The sequence below is a fragment of the Microbacterium sp. BF1 genome (assembly GCF_019279095.1).
Classification (GTDB): domain Bacteria; phylum Actinomycetota; class Actinomycetes; order Actinomycetales; family Microbacteriaceae; genus Microbacterium; species Microbacterium maritypicum.
Genome location: NZ_JAGYWT010000801.1, coordinates 1 through 673 on the forward strand (window position 1 = coordinate 1; position 673 = coordinate 673).

Annotated in this window: 2 protein-coding genes; both read left to right on the forward strand. The window is 70.3% G+C overall.

The features are described 5' to 3' along the window. Positions 1–473, forward strand: a 473-nt coding sequence (locus tag KZA10_RS16885; RefSeq protein WP_374196618.1) for a class I SAM-dependent methyltransferase, incomplete at its 5' end; no start/stop codon positions are given. Between the two features lie 52 nt (positions 474–525). Then, positions 526–673, forward strand: a 148-nt coding sequence (locus KZA10_RS18435) for a Sua5/YciO/YrdC/YwlC family protein (RefSeq protein WP_374196619.1), incomplete at its 3' end; no start/stop codon positions are given.

The window sequence follows — 673 nt, forward strand, 5'->3', positions numbered from 1 at the left end:
GCGGGGCGATCGCCCTCGCGATGGCCACCGAGGTGCCGCACGCGCGCATCTTCGCCGCCGAGCTCTCCGAGGACGCGCATGCCTGGGCGAGCCGCAACGTCGCGGGAGTCGACAACCTCACGCTGGTGCTGTCCGACCTGGGGGAAGCCTTCCCGGAGCTCGACGGCACGGCCTCCGTGGTCATCTCGAATCCGCCGTATGTGCCCGATGCCGCCATTCCCCGCGATCCGGAGGTGCGGCTGTTCGATCCGGCCATGGCGCTGTACGGGGGAGAGGACGGTCTCGACATCGTGCGTGTGCTCAGCTCACGGGCCCTGCGGCTGCTGCGCCCCGGTGGTCTCCTCGTCATCGAGCACGGCGAACTGCAGGGCGAGTCGATCAGGGACCTCCTCGCGGTCGACGGCTGGCGCGCACCGGCGACGCACCGGGACCTGACGCTCCGGGATCGCACCACCACCGCGCTCCGACCCTGATCAGCAACCTCCGAGCGTGCTCACTGGCCGCGCCGCATAGAATCGAACCGTCATGTCAACCATCTTCGACTGCAGCGACGAGTCGCAGCTCCTCGCCGGCATGCGCCACGCGCGCCAGGCGATCGGCCGTGGCGACCTCATCGTCATCCCCACAGACACGGTGTACGGCGTCGCCGCCGATGCCTTCTCCCCGGCCGCCG